The organism is Streptomyces sp. NPDC002206 (assembly GCF_053593595.1).
On sequence record NZ_JBSFCW010000002.1, the window covers coordinates 490,017 to 506,878 of the forward strand.

The following is a 16,862-nucleotide window of genomic DNA, read 5'->3' on the forward strand; positions in this document are numbered from 1 at the left end:
GGGCCGTTGCACCCCAACAAGCCCACGGCACGCGATGATGGCCCCGTGACACACGCCCCCTCCTCCCCGCCTCCCTTCCAGGAGCAGAGCACACGTGACCCGGGGACCCGGACACCGCTGCGCGCGTTCCTCGTGACCGAGTCCGGCAGCGCGGCGGTGCTGCTGGCCGCCACGGTGGCGGCGCTGGTGTGGGCGAACGCGGCTCCCGAGGGTTACGCATCCTTCTGGGAGACGCATCTGTCGGTGACCCTGGGATCGTCAGGGGTGTCGCTGGACCTGCGCGAGTGGGTGAACAGCGGCCTGATGACGTTCTTCTTCTTCGTCATCGGGCTGGAGGCGCGCCGGGAGTTCGACATGGGCGAGCTACGGGAGCGGCAGCGGGTCATGCTGCCACTGGCCGCAGGGCTCGCCGGAATGATCGTCCCCGTCGGGGTCTACCTCGCGTTCAACGCGGGCGGTGCCTCGGCCCACGGATGGGGTGCGGCCATGTCCACGGACACCGCATTCGCCCTGGGCATGCTGGCGATCCTGGGACGACGGTTTCCCGTCGCGCTGCGCACGTTCATCCTCACGGTGACCGTGGTCGACGACCTGCTGGCTCTGGTGGTCATCGCCCTCGTCTACAGCGAGAACATCACCGTGCCCGCCCTGCTGGCGGCCGTGACTCTGTTCGGCTTGATCCTGCTGCTCAGGGCGGCGGGCGTGCGCCACGGATTGACGTACCTGCTGATGGGGGCCGTGACCTGGGTCGCCCTGCTCAAGTCCGGTGTCGATCCGGTGGTCGTGGGCCTGGCCATGGGGCTGCTGACCTATGCCTACCCGGCGGCGCGCAGCGACCTGGAACGCGCAAGCGATCTGTTCATCTCGTTCCGGGAGCAGCCCACACCTGAGCTGGAGCGTTCGGCACGCCAGGGACTGGCGTCGGCGGTGTCGCTCAACGAGCGGCTGCAACAGATGTACCACCCGTGGACGAGTTATGTGATCGTGCCGCTCTTCGCCCTCGCCAATGCCGGCATCACCATCGACGCAGGACTGCTGTCGCGGGCGGTGACGTCCCCGGTCACTCTGGGCATCCTGTTCGGCTATCTGGTCGGCAAGCCGGTGGGTATCACCGCTGCCTCCTGGCTGCTTGCCCGGCTGAGCCGCAACCGACTGAGACCTCCGGTGGGTTGGGGCGCCCTGGCCGGAGGCGGCACGATTGCCGGGGTCGGGTTCACCGTGGCCCTGCTGATCTCCACGCTCGCCTTCGAAGGAGACCGGCTCGAAGAGGCGAAGCTGGGCATCCTGAGCGCGGTGATCTGCTCCTTCCTCGCAACCTGCGCCGTGGCGACGGCGATCAGGCTCCTGTCGCCGCAGCGGCGTGCACGGGTACTCCTCGGCACTGCCGAGAGGGTGATCGATCTCGCGGTCCCGGTCGACCCCGCCCGTGACCACGTCCGGGGCCCGATGAACGCCCCGGTGACACTGGTCGAGTACGCCGATTTCGAATGCCCCTACTGCGGCCAGGCCGAACCCGTGGTCCGCGACCTTCTCGCCGACTTCGGTGATCTGCGATACGTGTGGCGGCATCTGCCGCTCACCGACGTCCATCCCAGCGCGCAACTCGCTGCCGAGGCGGCCGAGGCCGCGGCGGAGCAGGGGGCCTTCTGGCAGATGCACGACCGCCTCCTGGAGCACCAAGGCGCGCTCCAGGTGCCCGATCTGAAGCGCTACGCGGACGAACTGGGCTTGGACGCCGCGCGCTTCCATCGCAGTCTGCGCAGCCACGCGGGGGCCGGCCGGGTCGCCGAGGACAGGGAGTCGGCCGATCTGAGCGGGGTGTCAGGAACGCCCACCTTCTTCATCAACGGCCTGCAGCACCGCGGCGCCTACGACATCGACGCATTGTCCGCCGCAGTGCGGACAGCCCGTGCGCGCGCAGGACTGAGGCGGTAGATCCGCCGGACGGCACCGGGTGACAGCACGGTGTTCCTGCAGCAGCCGGGCTTGCGGAAGGCTTCGGCTGTCGGCTCTGCGTTCCCAGCGGGTACGGAGGCGTCCGAAGCCCAGAAGCCAGGCGCAGATCCGCTCGACCACCCATCTGTCGGGACGGTCTGTTGCGATCTGCGCGGCGGGCCGGGGCGGTCTACGGTGAGAGGTGATGCCTCTTAATCGGCTGGGTCTGGTTGTCCACCAAGGCAGGCCCGCCGCCGTCGCGGCGGCGCGGACTGCCCGCCAGTGGTGTGCCGCTCGTGGCATCGCCTGCACCGACATCGACGTGTGGCGGGAAGGGGAACCGCGGCACGGAGGCCAGGAAGAGGCCGAGGCAGCGGGCCATCCTGGGTCGATCATCACATTCGGTGGTGACGGTACGTTTCTGCGTGGGGCACGGATCGCTGCCAAGGACGGGGCGTCGGTGCTGGGCGTGAACGTGGGCCGGGTCGGCTTCCTGACCGAGATAACCACCGACCAGGTGGAGGACGCGCTGGACGTTCTCCACCGGGATCAGGCGGTGATCGAGGAGCGGATGGTGCTCACGCTGCGTGCGTCGCGCCCGCTTCAGACGCCCGTCGGCCTGGACACGGTGCTGTGTTACGGGCGCGGCCCTGCGCTGCCGGCGCCGACGCTGCGCCCCGCTGGGCCGCAGCCGGTCGGCTGGGGTGTCGCCCTGGACGTCACCGCCGTGAATGACGTGGTCCTGGAAAAGCTCGCCCGGGACCGGCAGGCGAGCGTGGCCGTGTACCTGGCCGGGCAGCTGCTCGCCTCCTACTCGGCCGACGCGGTGATCATGGCAACCCCCACCGGCTCGACCGCGTACAACTTTGCCGCGGGAGGGCCGGTACTGGACCCTGCCGCCGACGCCATCGTCTTCACCCCGGTCGCTCCGCACATGGCCTTCGGCCGTACCGTGATAGCCGCCGCCGACGAGGCGATCGCGGTACGTGTGCTGCCGCATTCCGGCCGGGTGGCCGTGAGCATCGACGGGGAGACGCGCGGAGTGCTGGACCCGGGGGACTGGGTTGCGGTCTACCGGGCACCGTACCGGCTGCGCCTGGCCCGTCTGGCACCGCTGGAGTTCTACCACCGGCTGCGCGAGCGCTTCCAGCTGGCCGACGCCCCGGCGACCGCCATCGACCAGACCCCGCTTTTCCACCGGCCCGACAGCCCACCGCCCGACGATCTGGCCCACCTGCGCCTGCACACGCCGCCTGTCGCATGAACGCACGGCTGGTGAGTGCCCGCCGTCGTGGTCACGACACGGCACATGGCGGTGGTGCAGCTGAGGAGGCAGAGCCAAGTTCACATGTGTGGAGATTTAGACTCTTATCAGGGTTATTTTCGGTTTCACGGCGGTGGCGCCGCAGTGGCAGGGAGGCCTGGCATGGCGTTCGAGAATGCCGGATACGGGCAGGGAGCGGGCTCCGGACGCTATCTGCCGATCGCCGAACACGGCCTGATCGGCGACCTTCGTACCGTCGCGCTCGTGGGCACCGACGGCACGATCGACTGGTACTGCTGCCCGCGATTCGACGCGCCCAGCGTGTTCGGCTCCATCCTGGATGCGGACCGGGGCGGATCGTTCCAGCTGGCCGCCGACGTGCCTGCGCGGACCCGCCAGTTCTATTTTCCCGACACCAATGTGCTGATCACGCGATTCTTCGCCGCGGACGGGGTGGGCGAGATCCAGGACTTCATGCCCATCGGTGACGAATCGGGCGAGGCTCACCGGCACCGGCTGATCAGACGCCTGCTGTGCGTCCGGGGCTCGCTTCCGTTCACCGCGCGGGTGGCTCCCCGCTTCGGTTACGGGACCGAGTCGCACACTGCGCGCCTGGAGGGCGACAGCGCGCACTTCGAATCCGAGAACCTGTCCTTGGCTCTGACGGCCACCGTCCCGCTCGAATGCGATGGCACGGACGCCTGGTCGCACTTCAAGTTGCTGGAGGGCGAGTCCGCGGTCTTCGCCCTCGACCGGGTGGGGGCAGAGGTCGCTCCGCGGGGGTGTGCCAGGCGTGAGGCGGAGGACGAGTTCCAGGCCACGGTCCGCTACTGGCGGCAGTGGCTGAGCGCCTCCCGTTACCACGGACGGTGGCGGGAGATGGTGCACCGCTCCGCGCTGACGCTGAAGCTGCTCGTCTACGCGCCGACCGGCGCGATCGTGGCTGCGCCGACGACGAGCCTGCCCGAAGAGATCGGATGCGAGCGCAACTGGGACTACCGGTACACGTGGGTCAGGGACGCCGCCTTCTGCATCTACGCCATGCTCAGGCTGGGCTTCACATCGGAGGCCGAAGCGTTCATGGGCTTCCTGTCCTCCTGCATCATGTGCGAGGACGATGCCACCGGGCCGCTGCAGATCATGTACGGCATCGACGGACGCCGCGAGCTGACCGAGCGCGAACTGTCGCATTTCGAGGGGTACATGGGGTCGTCTCCGGTACGGGTGGGAAATGGCGCCGCGACCCAGCTCCAGCTGGACATCTACGGAGCGCTGATCGACTCCATCTACCTGTACGACAAGTGGGGGCAACCCATCAGCAGCCACCGCTGGGACGAGGTCGGCGCCGTGGTGGACTGGGTCTGCGACCACTGGGACCAGCCGGACGAAGGCGTCTGGGAGACCCGCGGGGGACGACGGGACTTCTTGTACTCGCGCCTGATGTGCTGGGTGGCGATCGAGCGGGCCATGCGTATGGCGACCCGGCGTGGCCTGCCTGCCGACCTTGTCCGGTGGGGGCGGAGCCGTGACGCGATCTACCGGCAGATCATGAGCCGGGGCTGGTCGGCCGAGGTCGGCGCCTTCGTCCAGCAACTGGACGGCGACGTCCTGGATGCCTCTGTGCTGATGATGCCCCTGGTCAAGTTCGTCTCCCCCGTCGACCCGAAGTGGCTCGCGACGCTGGACACTCTTGGTGCGAACCTGGTCACCGACTCGCTTGTCCACCGCTACGACGTGGGAGCCAGCCCGGATGGCCTCCTGGGCACGGAGGGCACTTTTTCGATCTGCTCGTTCTGGTACATCGAAGCCCTCACCCGAGCCGGCCGCCTGGAAGATGCCCGCCTGGCCTTCGAAAAAATGCTCACCTACTCCAACCATCTCGGCCTGTACGCAGAGGAGATCGGACCGACGGGAGAACAACTGGGCAACTTCCCGCAGGCCTTCACCCACCTTTCCCTCATCAGTGCTGCATTCAACCTCGACCGTGCGCTCGGCTGAACCCCGATCAGACGTGCTCGACGTCAGCGGTCATTCGGGGGGCGCGAGGGCGTGCGTGTCGGATTCCGGCAGGAGCGGAGCCGGGATGTCGGATCCGTGCATCGTCTGCGCGGTCCAGATGCACTTGCCGGCAGCGGTGTAGCGGGTGCCCCACCGCTGGGAGAGCGCGGCGACCAGCTGCAGTCCCCGGCCGCCCTCGTCCGTCTCGGACGCGTGGCGGACCCTGGGCATGGTCAGACTGCCGTCGGAGACCTCGCAGACCAGGTCGGCGTCGAGCAGCAGCCGCAGTTGCAGCGGTCCCCTCCCATGTCGTACGACGTTCCCGACCAGCTCGCTGACGAGCAGCTCCGTGGTCGTCGCCATGTCGTCCAGCCCCCACGTGGACAGCTGCTCCCGGACGTGCCTGCGGGCCAGGCCCGCTGCTCGGGGGTCCTCCGGGAGCGGCCAGGAGGCCATCCGGTCGGAGCTGAGCGCGTACACACGGGCGACCAGGAGGGCGGCGTCGTCGCTGGTGTGCTGTCCGGCGGGGAGCAGGCCGGCGATGAGGGTTTCGCAGAGCCGGTCCAGGTCTTCGCTCTCCCCGGTGCGCAGGAGCTGCGCCAGCTCGGTCATGCCCTGGTCGATCTCGCGCTCGGACGATTCGATGAGGCCGTCGGTGTACAGCACGAGGAGGCTTCCCGGGGGCAGCGTCAGCTCCACCGTCTCGAACGGCGGCTCTGCCACCCCCAGTGGCGGATCCGGGACCGGATGCAGGAAGTGCACGGTGCCGTCGGGGTGGACCACTGCCGGTGGTGGGTGGCCGGCGCGGGTGATGGAGCAGGTCCGGGTGGTGGAGTCGTACAGTGCGTAGAGGCACGTGGCGTACGAGTCCTCCCCGAGGCCGCTGACGATGTCGTTGAGGTGGCTCATGATCTCGTCGGGTGGCAGTTCGAGGTCGGCCAGGGTGTGAACGGCCGTGCGCAGCCGTCCCATCGTGGCAGCCTCGGAGAGGCCGTGGCCCATGACGTCGCCGATGACGAGGGCGACCCGTCCGGCGGAGAGCGGGATGACGTCGTACCAGTCGCCGCCGACGTCCATGCCGTGTCCGGCGGGCAGGTAGCGGGCGGCGGCGGAGCACGACGGCAGGTCGGGCAGTCTCCGAGGGAGCAGTGCGCGCTGCAGCTCCCGGGACCGGGTGTGCTCGGCGTCGTAGAGCCGCGCGCGTTCCAGGGCGTGCGCGACCAGGGCGCTGATGGCGGTCAGCAGGGTGCGTTCTTCGTCGGCCAGGCGGCGCGGCTGGTCGAACGCGATCACGCAGACACCGAAGGTGTGCCCGGAGGCGGTCAGCGGCAGGAACGCCCAGGACTGCTTGCCGATGTCCTGCGGGTGGTCGGCCATAGCGGGATAGCGTGCCGCGTACTCCTGGGCCGAGGAGAGGAACAGCGGCCCCTGAGTGGAGATCGCGTCCCAGACGGGGTCCTTCGCGATTCGGGAACGGCCGTCGACGCGTTCGAGGAATGCGCTGGGGTAGCCGACGGCTCCGACGTTGTGGACCCGGTTGCCCTCGACGGCCTGCACGAGCAGCCCGGTGGCGCGGAACGGCGGCAGCACCCGCTGGGCCACCGCGTCCACCACGTCCCGTGAGGTCGTCGCCGTGGCGAGCGCTGCGGTCAGCTCCGTGATCCGGGAGGCACGCTCGGCGGAGGCCCTCTCGGCGGTGATCCGCTCGGCCTCGTGCCTGCGCATCTCGGTGACGTCGGTGAAGTACAGCGTGACCCCGTCGGGCACCGGGACGAGCCGCAGGTGGTAGCAGCGTCCGGTATCCGGCATCTGCGCGTCGAAGCCTGCGGGGGTGGCCGTGGCGGCGGCCCGGCGGCACCGGGCCTCCATGTCGGGGACCTGCTGCACGGCGGGCAGTGTCCATAGCACGCGGCCGAACAGCTCCTCCTCGGAGGAGCCCAGCATGCCTTCCGCCTCCAGGTTGACGAAGGTGATCCGCCAGTCGTCGTCCGCCGACAGGAAGCCGTCGCTCATATGGCGCAAGGCGTGGCTGAGCGCGTCACGGGCGGACCGGGACTCGTTGCTGTCCCACGCCGTCCCGATCATCCGGTAGGGCTCGCCCGCGTCGTCGAGCACCACCCTTGCGCGGGCCTGGGTCCAGCCGTAACTGCCGTCGGGGCGTCGTACTCGGTATTCGGCCTGGAATACACCGTGGTTGCGAATGGCCTTCTCGACGGCGGCGAGCGCCCGCGGCACGTCGTCGGGGTGGACCACCTTCATCCAGCTCTCGACCTGGGACGTGAAGTCGCCAGGCTCGGTGCCGTAGATGGCCATGGCCGCATCGTCCCAGGACAGTGAGCCGGTGCGGATGTTCCAGTCCCAGGTACCTACCTGGACGGCCTTGAGCGCCTGCCGCAGGAAGTTGCCGTTCGGCTCCTCCGGGGCAGGGCGAGCGGGTGGCGGGGCCTGGATCATCCGCTCCTTCGCCCAGGCGGCCACCGCTGTGAGGAAATCCCAATGCTTCCTGGTGGGCTCTCCCGAGGCGCCTGTCACCACGGTGAGCGCGCCGACCGGGCGCTCCGCGCCGAACACCGGTACGGCTGCCAGGCCTGTACCGGGCCAGTCGGTGGCCGACTCGGGCGGGGTGGTGCCCGAGAGGTCGTGGAGCGCCCACACGCCGGTTCCCTGGCGCACGGCGCGGGCCGGGGCCGCGGTGTCCTCCTGGTCGATGATCTCCCACGGTCGGACGAGGGCCGGAGGCAGTCCAGCCACTGACACCAGACGCAGCGCCGACATGGGACCACGTAGGTGCACCGTCCCGCCCAGGCCGTCCAGCTCGGCGACGGCGTGCTGAAGCGCGAGCCGCAGCACCTCGCCCTCCGTGACGCCCTGTTCCACACTGTCAAGCAGGGCCAACCGAGCATTCATGGATCAACTGTATATTTCGGGCGCGAAGTCGGTAGGAAATCGCGCTGCGGTGCGGCCGTCCGCCGACGACGTGATCGGTAATTCAACGGACGGCCATTACTACGCCCGCGCCGTCGACCTCCGCACTCGTGGAGGCCGGGGGCCTGGCCCGACGCTGCAGCCTTGTGGCTCCGGCTCGAATCCGGTCGGACGCAACTGCTGTCGCCACCTCCACTTCAGCTTTCGTCATCCTCCGCTCGGCGCTCGCCCTCGGCCTGGGAGGGCTGGGTGCGTGTCGTGGCGGGGTGCCGTTCCTCGGCCGGATTCAAATCCTCTTCCAACCTCTCGCCCTCGGCCTGCGACGGAGTCGGGTACTCGTCGGTAGGGCGCATGGCTGCCTCCACAGTCGGAACGAATGCATACAAAATGAGCGTAACGCCACGAGTGATCGACTGCTGCTGCACGTATCGCTTGTGCGAGGAGGATCTCGGTGAGTCCGGGCATCATCTGCCGACGGTGGAGGGAAGCAGTCAGGATGTGTTCAGGTTCGCCGTGCCAGCCTCACCGGTCATGACGAATGAAACAGCTTCGTATCCGGCACGCGCCGGGGCGCGGCAGATGCTGAACAAGGTCCCCGAAGTCACCGTGTACTTCTGGGTGATCAAGGTGCTGTGCACGACGGTGGGCGAGACCGCGGCCGATCTCCTCAACGACAACCTCGGTCTGGGCCTGACGAACACCTCGCTGGTCATGGCCGTGCTGCTGATCGGCACGCTTTGGTTCCAGTTCCGGGCCAAGAAGTACGTGCCCGGGCTCTACTGGCTTGCCGTGGTGCTGATCAGCGTGGTCGGCACGCTCGTGAGCGACAACCTCACGGACAACTTCGGGGTGGCGCTGGAGACGACGACAGTCGTCTTCGCCGTGTTGCTCGTCGCGGTGTTCGCTGCCTGGTACGGGAGCGAGCGGACGCTCTCCATCCACTCCATTCACACGGTCCGCCGCGAGGCGTTCTACTGGGCGGCGATCCTCTTCACGTTCGCTCTCGGCACCTCGGCGGGCGACCTCACGGCCGAGCGGATGGACCTGGGGTACTGGGTGTCCGCGGTGCTGTTCGCGGTGCTCATCGCCGCCGTGGCCGCCGCCCACTACGGGTTCGGCCTCGCCGCCGTCCCGGCGTTCTGGATCGCGTACATCCTCACCCGTCCACTGGGCGCCTCGCTCGGCGACTATCTTTCCCAGGCACGCGGTGACGGCGGCCTCGGCCTCGGTACGGTCGGCACCAGCGCGATCTTCCTCGTCCTGATCCTGGCCCTGGTCAGCTATCTGACGGTGACCCGGCGGGACGTGGCCGACGCTTCTGTCAGCCTGCCGGAAGGCTGACCACGAACCGCGCACCGCCGGCGGTCGGGTCCCACTCGATGTCGCCGCCGGACGCGCGGGCCAGCCGCCGGGCCAGCGCCAGTCCGAGACCGGCCCCGTCATGACCGTCCTCCGGATCCGCCCGGCGGCCCGGCTCGAAGACGGCCGGGCCGGTCTCTGCGGGCACACCCGGGCCGTCGTCGGTCACGGCGAGCTCCACACCGGCCGGGGTCTGCGCGAACGTCAGGGTGACGGCGGTGGCGGCATAGCGGCGGGCGTTGTCGAGCAGCGGCGTGAGCATGCGTTCCACGAGCGCGGGGGAGACACCTGCGGTGACGGCTGCGCCGCCCCGTACGGACAGCGGCGGGGCGGCAGGGTGCTGACGTGCGTACTGCTCGGCCAGGTGATCGGCCATTGCCGGCAGTCGGCAGCGGCCGGGGGGCTGCCCGGTGCGGGCGCGGGCCTCGGAAAGCAGTGTGTCGCAGATGTGCCGCATCGTGCCGGCGGCGGCAGCGATCGCCTGGTGGGAGGCGTGCTGTCCGGCCGAGTCCCGTGGCCGGGCGGTGAGCCAGTCGGTCTCGGCGACGATGCGGGCCAGCGGGGTGCGCAGCTCGTGCGAGAGCTCGGCGGTCTGCAGTTGTTCGTGGCGGAGTACGGCGGCCAGCCGGTCCAGGAGTTCGTCGAGGTTGGTGGCGAGCGAGGCGAGCTCGTCCGGGCGGTGGCCGGTGCCGAAGCGTTCGGCGGCGCCGAGTTCGCTCCAGCGGGTCGCCCGGGTGCTCATCTCGGCGACCGGGCGCAGGGCCCGGCCGACGATGGTGCGGGTGAGCAGGTACACCCCGACCAGGAGCAGCAGCCCGAGGACCGCCGAACCGGCGAGGGCGGCGCGGGCGGTGCTGCGGTACGGGTCGAGAGAGACGGCGACGACAACGGTGCCCGTCTGGCGGTCGCCGACGCGCACCGGCAGGGCGTAGAGCCGGGAGGCGTTTCTGCCGCCGGACTCCTGGTATCCGCTGCCCCGGCCGGTGAGCCGGTCGGCCTGCCGCTGGAGGGCGGGGGGCGCGCTCGGCCTTTCGACGGCCGTGCTTCCGCGGTAGATCCACGTGCCGACATCCAGGGCGCGGTCGTCGGGCGGTTCATGGACGACGATCCCGCCGTCCGGGCGTGCCTCGACGGTGGCGGCCACCGCCGCGGCCCGGGTCTGCAGCAGGTCGGCGGCCTGGCTGCTCAGCCGTCCGGCGAGGACGATGTTGAACGCGATGGTGAGCGCGGCGACCCAGGCCGTGGCGGAGGCCAGGGCGAGCAGGGCGAGACGGCCCCGCAGAGTGTGGGGCAGCGCGGTGCGGAGCCGTCCGATGACGCGGAGCCGCCTCATATCAGGCGGTACCCGACGCCGCGCACCGTACTGATCGCCTGTGGGCTGTCCGCCTCGCGCAGCTTCCGGCGCAGCCGGGTCAGGTACTGGTCGAGCGTGTTGTCGCTGACCTGAGCCCCGTCCGGCCAGGCCGCGCGCAGGAGTTCCCGTCTGCGTACGGTGGTACCGGGCGCCGCCATCAGCGCGGCCAGCAGGCGGAACTCGGTGGGGGTGAGTGCCACCGGCTTGCCGTGCACCTCCAGGAGGTGGCGTACGGGGTCGAGCCGGAGCTCCGCCAGCTCGACCACGGGGTCCGGCCCGGCGCGGCGCAGCGCCGCGCGGATCCGGGCGGCGAGTTCGGCAAGATGGAAGGGTTTCGCCAGGTAGTCGTCGCCGCCCGCGGAGAAGCCCGAGAGCCGGTCGGTGAGCGTGTTGTGCGCGGTGAGGAAGACCACCGGGGCCTGCAGCCCCGTCGAACGCATGGCCTGGCACACGTCCCGGCCGTCCGAGTCGGGCAGTCCGATGTCGAGGACGACGGCATCCACCCGGTCATCGAGGGTGCGCAGGGCGCCGGCCCCACTGGCGGCGGTCACGACGGCGAAATTCTCCTCGCGCAGTCCGCGGGCGAGCACGTCGCGCAGCCCGTGGTCGTCCTCGACGACCAGGACACGGCGTTGCACAAGGTCCGTCACGGCAGTCGAGTCCTTCTGTCGGGGGCCCGTAGCCCGGCGGTATCACTCTCGTCTACAGGACTGTAGACGAAACCGGTGGCCTCGTGCTCTGCGGCGGGGAGCGGCGGCGCGGATCACCTTCCCGACACTCCTGCGGCGCAGCGAGGACGGGTGCGGGGGAGCGCAGGACCCATGGTTGAAACGACGTTCGGCCGTGGCGGCCACGAGTCGGAACGGGAGAGCATGTGACCACAACACGGATCGACTACCGGGCGCTGTTCGCCGCCACGCCCAGTCCCTATCTGGTGCTCGGTCCCGACCTGGTGATCATCGATGTCAACCGGGCGTATCTGACAGCGACCGGCCGCACTCGGGAGGATCTGGTCGGGCAGTACCTCTTCGACGCCTTCCCCGACAACCCCGCGGATCCGGGCGCCGACGGGGTGCGGAACCTGGGCAGCTCCCTGCGCCGGGCCCTGCGCTCCAAGGAGCCGGACACGATGGCGGTGCAGAAGTACGACATCCCGGTTGCGGACAAGCCCGGCGTGTTCGAGGAGCGATGGTGGTCCCCGATCAACACCCCCGTGCTCGGACCGGACGGACAGGTGGCGTGGATCATCCACCGGGTGGAGGACGTGACTGCGTTCGTGCGGTCCCTTCCCTCCCGCCCGGGAGGAGGCGGGGACCTCAGCAAATGGGAGGTGATGGAATCCGAACTGTACGCACGGGCGCGTGAGCTCCAGGGGCTGAACGAGGAACTGCGCCAAGCCCACGCCCGTGAACGCCAGGTCGCCGTCACCTTGCAGGAGGCCATGCTCTACTCGCCCGACCTGGCCCGGCATCGGGATGTCGCGGTGCGCTACCTTCCCGCCGCCGGATCTCTGAACGTGTGCGGCGACTGGTACGACCTGGTCGACCTGCCCGACGACGGCTGCGCCGTAGCCGTCGGTGACGTTGTCGGCCACGGCCTGGGGGCCGCTGCCGTCATGGGAATGCTTCGCAGCGCACTGTCCGCCGCCGTCCGAGCCCGCCAGGAACCCGCCAAGGCGCTGGAGGTTGTGGGCTTGTACGCGCGCTCGGTCGAAGGTGCGCTGGCCACCACCGCGTGCCAAGTCGTCATCGCCCGCCGCAGCCACCGCATCACCTACAGCAGCGCCGGTCACCTCCCGCCGGTCCTGGTCCACCACGACGGCACCTTCGATCTGCTCGACCAGGCCACCGACCCGCCGCTGGGAGCCCGCCCCAAACACGTCCCCCGCCCCCAGGCAGAGCTGTCCTACACCCCCGGCGACACTCTCGTGCTCTACACCGACGGCCTCGTCGAACGCCGCGGCGAGGACATCGACGCCGGTCTGCACCGCCTCACCGACGCACTCGCCCGCTTCACCGGCCTCAGCCCCCAACGCCTCGCTGACGCCGTGCTCGCCCGCCTCGGCGTCAGCGCCGGCGCCCGCGATGACATCGCCCTGGTGGTTCTCCGCCTGTAAGCCCCAGGGCGCGCCCGCCTGCCGAGCGGAAGCCGACTGCCCGCCGGGGCCGACAGCGCCGACTCCACCGCCGATGTCATCAGGACCGCCGAGATGTCCCGTGAGCAGGGTCCGCAGCTGCACGCGGATCGGTTTTCACTGGAAAGCATCACTGCCGGAGCGACTGGGTCGCGCTCCAGCTCGCTCCCTGAGAGCGTAGGAGCACGATGCGACACGGTGCGGACGCGTTCACCCGCGAGGACATTGTCGAGCGGATCCTTGAGCCGACACGGGGCCAGGACGACGACACCGCCATCGAGACACTCTGTGCGGACGCGACGCTCCGGGCCGCAGTCGAGAACACCGTGCGTCGAAAAGTGATGATCACCTTCTGGGTGTGCACATCGGATCGCCCGGTCCTTTTCGGCTCGGCGGAAGCGAGGCGGCATGCACGATCCCGACCCACCGTTCCGGCCGGTCCGCAGGCGGGAGGGTTACCTGCCGCTGGAGGACCTCGGCCTCATCGGGGACGGCGCGACGGCCGCGCTGGTGGGCCTGGACGGCTCCATCTCGTGGATGTGCCTTCCCCGATTCGATGCCGAACCCCTGTTCTGCGGCTTGCTGGATCAAGCACGAGGGGGGCATTTCACCCTGGCACCGGAAGACCTGGTGGAGGCGCGACAGCGCTATGAACCTGATACCGGTGTACTGACAACCGAATTGCGCAGTCCCACCGGCTTGGTTCGCGTCACCGATGCGCTGGCCCTGCGCTCCGGCGCTGATCTCACCGATGACGCACCGGCTGATCGGGCCGAACTTGTGCGTTCGGCGGTGGTGCTGGCCGGCAACGTCCGCCTACGAGCGGACCTCGAGCCCCGCGGCGGTGGGCATGCGCGGGCATTGTTCAGCGGACTGGAAGTGCGATCGTCCCGGCGCCCGGACCTGCGACTCCACCTGCGGTCCAACCGTCCCCTGGGGGGCCTGCACAGCACACATGACCTGCAGCAAGGTGATCGCCTCGATCTCGTGTTGTCCTGGGGCCGCTTCCATCGCCACCACCGGTTCGATACCGACGCGATGCTGCAGGGAACCGCCGACGCGTGGCGCCGCTGGATGAAGCATATGGAGTACGGCGGTCCTGAGGAGTCCTTGGTCAGGCGCGCCGCGATCACGCTGAAAATGTGCGACGACTGGGCCAACGGCTCGCTGGTCGCGGCACCTACATCCTCCTTGCCTGCGCCGATCGGCGGGATCCGCAACTGGGACTACCGCTATGCCTGGATCCGCGATGCGGCCTTCGCCGTGTTCGCTCTGCGCCGCATCGGCTTCCGTGGCGAGGCCGATGCCTTCCTCGGCTGGGTTCTTGACGCCTTCGAGTACAGCCGACGGCCGCGGATCATGTACGGCCTCAACGGCAGTCCGGTGCCGGACGAGGTCGAGGACAGCGAATTGGAAGGCTATCGGTGCTCTGCCCCGGTGCGATGGGGCAACGGCGCGGCCGACCAGCGCCAGCACGACGTATACGGCGAGATCCTTGACTGCGCCGACCAGTGGCTGCTTTCCGGCGGCGAGATCCAGCCCGCGCTGTGGACCAGCCTGGCCGAGCTGGCCGAAGCGGCGGGGCAGGCCTGGCGGCAGCCGGATCAGGGAATCTGGGAAGTGCGCAGCGAGGGCAGGGTGTTCACGTACTCGGCCGGGATGTGCCAGGTGGCCCTGGACCGGGCTGCGGCTATCGGTGAGCGGCTTCATCTGCCCGGGCGGATCGCCGAGTGGCGAGCCTCAGCCGACCAGCTGCGCCGGCTCATCCTGGAGCGGTCCTGGGACGAGGACGCACAGACCCTGAGCACACACCTGGACGGCGGCGGCATTGTGGACGCGAGCCTGCTCGCCCTTCCCCTGCGCCAGGTTGTGCCGGCTGATCACCCGCGGATGGTGGCGACCACCACGGCTGTCGCCGAGCGCCTGTCGGCCGGCAACGGGCTGCTCTATCGCTACCTGCACAAGGAGTCACCCGATGGTCTGGCCGGCGACGAGGGCGCCTTCGTGCTGTGCAGTTTCTGGCTGGTCGACAACCTGACCGGCCAAGGCCGGATCGAAGAGGCCGACGAACTGTATGCCTCGCTGTGTGCCCGGGCGAGCCCACTGGGGCTGCTGTCGGAGCAGATCGACCCGTCCACGGGAGAGTTCATGGGCAACTTTCCTCAGGCATTCAGCCACATCGGAATCATCGCCAGTGGCGTCAACCTCGCCCGAGCGAAGGCAGGCGCTCCGGCCTGATCAACCGGCTCGCCAACTCATGCGCCAACAGGGGGACCACGTCGGCGCATGGAACCACGGAGTGTCCCGCTACGGCTGGCAGCAAGGCCGCGACGCCGGTTTCGCCACCCGCCACCCCGCGCTCACCTCAGGCAGGGCGACCATCCGGCTGCGGCCCGACGACGCGGCTGCCATCCCGGATGACGAGCTCCGTGACCTGGCGTGGGCCGCCTTGGCGAACTGAGCTGTCGGCGCGACCGGTGACTGCGCCTGCTGGGTGACTTCGCGTGTATGCAGCCGCGGGAGCTGGGATGATGCGTCGGCGACTGGTACCAGCAAGGAATGCCCAGGCGATCGCATCTGCAGCCCGACAATCCGGACCCCGGCTTCCGGCCTGAGAGACGGAGGCACCGGGCTCGGGCGGCGTCGCGCCAGGCACTGCGCGGCATCAACGGCCGTGCTTCCCGGGGCCCGGGCTCGCAGCATGGGCCGACCGACCCGACGCAGGAGCCGCGTGTGTCCCCTGCGCTGCGGACGGCCGCTGCCTACGCCTGGCGGACCCTCGTCGTGGGAGCTGTCGTCTACGCCGGTTTTTCGGCGATCGGACGGTTCCACGAAGTCGCGGTGGCAGTCTTCCTCGGCCTGGTCGTCACCGCAGTGCTGCGCCCGCCGACGGACCTCCTGGCTCGTGTGCTGCCGCGGCCGCTCGCGGTGGCAGTGGCGCTCCTCGGCAGCTTCGTCCTGGCCCTGGGTGTGCTGTCCCTTGTCGGTGAGGCGGTCGCCGGAGAAAGGGCCGGGCTGGAGCGGCAGTTCAGCGACGGCCTCGCCAGGATCGAGCGCTGGCTGGAGGAGCCACCGTTCCGTCTGAACCCCGGGGCACTGAAGGACTTGCAGGCCCGGGTCGGGCAATATCTGTCCAGCCATCGGTCCACCGTGATCAGCTCGGCGCTCAGTGGCGTGGGCCGACTGGTGGAGGTGATGACCGTGTTCGTTCTCGCCCTGTTCTGCTCGGTCTTCTTCATCTACTCGGGCGATCGGCAATGGGACTGGTTGTGCGAGCAGCTCCCGGCGACGGTGCGGGAGCGGGTGGAGATCGCGGGCCGAGCGGCGTGGGGGACGTTCACGGGGTACACCCACGGCATCATCGTGGTGGCTGCCACCAACGCCGTACTCGTCGGCCTCGCCCTGTTCGTACTGGGAGTGCCGCTGGCGCTTCCGCTGGCGCTGCTGGAGTTCTTCGCGGCCTTCGTACCCCTGATCGGCTCACCCATCGCCCTTGGAATTGCTGCCGTTGTGGCTCTGGCGTCGAAGGGCCCGATCGTAGCGGCCGTCGTCGTCGCGCTGATCGTCGTCATCGGCCAGATCGAGGGGCACCTCCTGCACCCGATCGTGATGAGCTGGGCCGTCCGCCTGCATCCGGTCGTGATCGCGCTCTCCGTGATCGCCGGCGCGATCGCGGCGGGGGTGCTGGGAGCGATCGTGACAGTGCCGCTCGTATCCGTCGTCTGGTCGGTCCATCAGGCTCTGCAGCGGGCGCGGAGATTCACACAGGTGAAGGCCATCCGTGCACGGTCGGCGACCGGCATCCGAAGGGGACGAGGGCCGGACCGTCCCAGCATGTAGCGGACCCGGGAGGGGGCGGCCTCGGGCCGGTGGCGCGGTCGGCGGATCGTGAC

Annotated in this window: 11 protein-coding genes; 8 read left to right on the forward strand and 3 right to left on the reverse strand. The window is 69.6% G+C overall.

Annotated elements, in window-relative coordinates; all coding sequences use genetic code 11:
• The first annotated feature begins 45 nt into the window (after nt 1–45).
• The 3 genes from nhaA (at nt 46) to ACWCP8_RS07135 (ending at nt 5,197) form a co-directional block, all read left to right on the forward strand.
• Nucleotides 46–1,935, forward strand: a complete 1,890-nt coding sequence (gene nhaA, locus ACWCP8_RS07125; RefSeq protein WP_451114682.1) for a Na+/H+ antiporter NhaA — start codon at nt 46–48, stop codon at nt 1,933–1,935.
• Between the two features lie 205 nt (nt 1,936–2,140).
• Nucleotides 2,141–3,199, forward strand: a complete 1,059-nt coding sequence (locus ACWCP8_RS07130; protein ID WP_382833433.1) for an NAD(+)/NADH kinase — start codon at nt 2,141–2,143, stop codon at nt 3,197–3,199.
• Between the two features lie 162 nt (nt 3,200–3,361).
• Complete coding sequence (locus tag ACWCP8_RS07135; protein ID WP_451114684.1) at nt 3,362–5,197, forward strand: glycoside hydrolase family 15 protein; 1,836 nt, start codon at nt 3,362–3,364, stop codon at nt 5,195–5,197.
• 30 nt (nt 5,198–5,227) lie between these two features.
• Here ACWCP8_RS07135 and ACWCP8_RS07140 read toward each other — a convergent pair whose 3' ends face one another.
• The gene (locus tag ACWCP8_RS07140) at nt 5,228–8,104 is read right to left on the reverse strand and encodes a SpoIIE family protein phosphatase (protein WP_451114686.1); all 2,877 of its coding nucleotides are present in this window, start codon (nt 8,102–8,104) and stop codon (nt 5,228–5,230) included.
• A gap of 549 nt (nt 8,105–8,653) precedes the next feature.
• Between ACWCP8_RS07140 and ACWCP8_RS07145 the strand changes: the two genes are divergently transcribed.
• Nucleotides 8,654–9,463, forward strand: coding sequence for a COG4705 family protein (locus tag ACWCP8_RS07145; RefSeq protein WP_352263358.1), 810 nt, complete (start codon nt 8,654–8,656; stop codon nt 9,461–9,463).
• On the opposite strand, the gene ACWCP8_RS07150 is transcribed toward ACWCP8_RS07145, so the two are convergent.
• Nucleotides 9,444–10,814, reverse strand: coding sequence for a sensor histidine kinase (locus ACWCP8_RS07150; RefSeq protein ID WP_451114689.1), 1,371 nt, complete (start codon nt 10,812–10,814; stop codon nt 9,444–9,446). The genes ACWCP8_RS07145 and ACWCP8_RS07150 overlap by 20 nt on opposite strands.
• A complete protein-coding gene (locus ACWCP8_RS07155; RefSeq protein WP_451114909.1) occupies nt 10,811–11,473 on the reverse strand; it encodes a response regulator transcription factor in 663 nt (220 codons plus the stop codon). Before ACWCP8_RS07155 ends, ACWCP8_RS07150 begins: the two co-directional genes overlap by 4 nt.
• Before the next feature lie 236 nt (nt 11,474–11,709).
• Here ACWCP8_RS07155 and ACWCP8_RS07160 point away from each other — a divergent pair, with 236 nt between their 5' ends.
• The 4 genes from ACWCP8_RS07160 (at nt 11,710) to ACWCP8_RS07175 (ending at nt 16,809) form a co-directional block, all read left to right on the forward strand.
• Entirely contained in the window at nt 11,710–12,951 is a 1,242-nt protein-coding gene (locus ACWCP8_RS07160; protein WP_382833426.1) for a PP2C family protein-serine/threonine phosphatase, read from the forward strand.
• 426 nt (nt 12,952–13,377) lie between these two features.
• A complete protein-coding gene (locus ACWCP8_RS07165; RefSeq protein WP_352263363.1) occupies nt 13,378–15,207 on the forward strand; it encodes a glycoside hydrolase family 15 protein in 1,830 nt (609 codons plus the stop codon).
• Nucleotides 15,208–15,226: 19 nt separating this feature from the next.
• Nucleotides 15,227–15,430: a hypothetical protein gene (locus ACWCP8_RS07170; RefSeq protein ID WP_451114691.1), complete on the forward strand. Its 204-nt coding sequence runs from the start codon at nt 15,227–15,229 to the stop codon at nt 15,428–15,430.
• A gap of 272 nt (nt 15,431–15,702) precedes the next feature.
• The gene (locus ACWCP8_RS07175) at nt 15,703–16,809 is read left to right on the forward strand and encodes an AI-2E family transporter (RefSeq protein ID WP_451114693.1); all 1,107 of its coding nucleotides are present in this window, start codon (nt 15,703–15,705) and stop codon (nt 16,807–16,809) included.
• The last annotated feature ends 53 nt before the right edge of the window (nt 16,810–16,862 follow it).

What these genes read in the sequence shown, in the direction of transcription:
- ACWCP8_RS07140 (WP_451114686.1), bottom strand. Translation starts at nt 8,104, where the DNA reads ATGAATGCTCGGTTGGCCCTGCTTGACAGTGTGGAACAGGGCGTCACG.
- ACWCP8_RS07150 (WP_451114689.1), bottom strand. Translation starts at nt 10,814, where the DNA reads ATGAGGCGGCTCCGCGTCATCGGACGGCTCCGCACCGCGCTGCCCCAC.
- ACWCP8_RS07170 (WP_451114691.1), top strand. Translation starts at nt 15,227, where the DNA reads ATGCGCCAACAGGGGGACCACGTCGGCGCATGGAACCACGGAGTGTCC.
- ACWCP8_RS07165 (WP_352263363.1), top strand. Translation starts at nt 13,378, where the DNA reads ATGCACGATCCCGACCCACCGTTCCGGCCGGTCCGCAGGCGGGAGGGT.
- ACWCP8_RS07130 (WP_382833433.1), top strand. Translation starts at nt 2,141, where the DNA reads ATGCCTCTTAATCGGCTGGGTCTGGTTGTCCACCAAGGCAGGCCCGCC.
- ACWCP8_RS07135 (WP_451114684.1), top strand. Translation starts at nt 3,362, where the DNA reads ATGGCGTTCGAGAATGCCGGATACGGGCAGGGAGCGGGCTCCGGACGC.
- ACWCP8_RS07145 (WP_352263358.1), top strand. Translation starts at nt 8,654, where the DNA reads ATGACGAATGAAACAGCTTCGTATCCGGCACGCGCCGGGGCGCGGCAG.